Below are 2345 nucleotides of genomic sequence, written 5' to 3'. Positions count from 1 at the left end.
TTCGTTGAGCTCAATGACATCGAACTGCTCCTGGCGCATTCCAAGGCGGGACATCAGCTTTTTGGTCGCCGGCGCAGGGCCAAATCCCATGATCCTCGGTGCTACACCTGCGGTCGCGCCACCAAGAACGCGTGCGATCGGAGTCAGGCCGTATTTCTTGACGGCCGCTTCGGATGCTAGAAGGATCGCCGCTGCACCGTCATTAACGCCTGAAGCATTGCCGGCCGTAACAGTGCCGTCGGCGCGGACAATCGGTCGGAGCTTGCCGAGAGCATCGATGGTTGTCGCGCGGGGATGTTCGTCCGTGTCGACGATCAGTGCGTCGCCCTTCTTTTGCGGGATCGTGACCGGGGTGATCTCTTTAGCGAAGCGGCCATTTGCCTGGGCCTGGGCGGCTTTCGCTTGAGAACGTACAGCAAAAGCATCCTGGTCATCGCGGCTGATCTTGAATTCATCCGCCACGTTTTCAGCGGTCTCCGGCATCGAGTCGACCCCGTACTGCTTCTTCATGAGAGGATTGATGAAGCGCCAGCCTATCGTTGTGTCGTGGATCTCCATCGAGCGAGAGAAGGCCGTCTCGGCTTTCGGCACGATGAACGGCGCACGGCTCATGCTTTCGACGCCGCCGCTAATTACCAGATCAGCCTCACCCGAAACAATGGCGCGCGCACCGGTGATTGTGGCATCCATGCCGGAGCCGCACAGCCGGTTGATGGTCGTGCCGGGAACGCTGACAGGCAGGCCTGCGAGCAACGACGACATACGCGCGACATTCCGATTGTCCTCGCCCGCCTGGTTGGCGCATCCGAACACCACTTCATCAATGGCTTCGAAGTCGAGGTTGGGATTTTGCGCCATGATCGCCTTCAAGGGGATGGCGCCGAGATCGTCTGCCCGCACGGAAGAGAGCGAGCCACCGAAGCGGCCGATTGGCGTGCGGATATAGGCGCAGATGTAAGCTGCGGACATCGGATTCCTCCATAGAGTATGGGTTGATTCAGTCGAGCAACGCGAGATTCCCGACGCGGCCGTCGCCAGCCACGGTTGCGAGAATGCGTTCCAGCCGTTCGCGCGGCTGACGTTTCGCCCAGAAGAGCGGCCCGCCAAGATATTTCGGAAAGCCGTATCCGTTGATCAGGACGAGATCGATATCGGACGATCGCGCAGCAATGCCGTCCTCCAGAACGAGCAGCGCTTCGTTGACGATCGCGCAAAGCGCGCGCTCCTGGATCTCGTCCCGATCAAGCGACCGCGGCGCAGCGCCATATTGCGCCCGCGCCTTCGCGATGAGATTTCTCACGTCTGGGTCTGACGCACGCTGACCATCGTCATACCGATACCAGCCGGCACCAGTCTTTCGCCCGAGCCGCCCAGCTTCAACGAGCCATTCGAGAACCGGAACGTCACCGCTCTTTTCCCCGCGTGCCTCCTGCTTTCGCTTCCGGTTAGCCCAAGCAATATCGAGCCCTGACAGGTCCGATACGCTGAACGGCCCCATGGCAAAACCGAGCGCTTCAAGGGCGGTATCAATTTCATCCGGGCTAGCGCCATCGATGAGCATCGCTTCGCTCTGCGCGCGGTAAGCGTTGTATATGCGGTTGCCGATGAAGCCTTCTCCGACTCCGGAAACAACGGCGACCTTCCGAAGCCGTTTTGCGATCGCAAAAGCAGCCTGCAGGACTTCCGGCGATGTTTCATCGCCCCGAACAATTTCCAGAAGCTTCATGATGTGTGCCGGCGCGAAGAAATGCAGTCCAACAACGGATTGAGGGCGCGCCGTCGCGGCTGCTATGACATTGACATCCAGATAGGAAGTGTTGGTCGCGAGGATCGCGTTAGCCTTAGCGAAACTGTCGAAACGAGCCATGAGGTCGGTCTTCACCGCCAGATCCTCGAAGGCAGCTTCGAGGAGCAGATCACAATCTGAAAGTTCCTCGAAATTATCGACCAATGTAAGCTCGGCGGGATTCGAGGCTTTCGCGAGAAAACCTTCAATGCGGGTCCGAGCGCTTGCCAGAGCCTCTTTTTTGAGGTCCGTAAGCTTCACCGGATAGCCTGCTGCGAGAAAAGCGGCGGCGATCCCCGCGCCCATCGTTCCGGCTCCGACGACACCGACCGTCTTGACCGACAAGGGAGAAGCGTCCGCAAGGCCCTCAATACGCGCGGCCTGTCTTTCCGCAAAGAAAAGATGCCGCAGGGCCGCCGACTCATCGGAATCGCGAAGGCGCCGAAATGCGGTGCGGGCTGACGCGAGCGCGTCATCGAAGGGAACCGTGACTGCCTGCCAGATTGCTTCGGTCTGGTCGAAGACGAAGGGTCGCCCGCGACCGCGTTTCAAGACCTGC

Annotated in this window: 2 protein-coding genes; both read right to left on the bottom strand. The window is 59.8% G+C overall.

From position 1 onward, the window contains the following. Positions 1-969 (bottom strand): acetyl-CoA C-acyltransferase (locus Q4610_RS21645; RefSeq protein ID WP_304537837.1); only part of this gene is annotated, 969 nt, incomplete at its 3' end. Positions 970-997: 28 nt separating this feature from the next. Beyond that, the coding region (locus Q4610_RS21640; RefSeq protein ID WP_304537836.1) for a 3-hydroxyacyl-CoA dehydrogenase at positions 998-2345 on the bottom strand (1348 nt) is incomplete at its 5' end.

It is taken from the genome of Sphingobium cyanobacteriorum (assembly GCF_030580935.1).
Classification (GTDB): domain Bacteria; phylum Pseudomonadota; class Alphaproteobacteria; order Sphingomonadales; family Sphingomonadaceae; genus Sphingobium; species Sphingobium cyanobacteriorum.
This window is presented reverse-complemented; position numbering and strand designations above follow the sequence as displayed.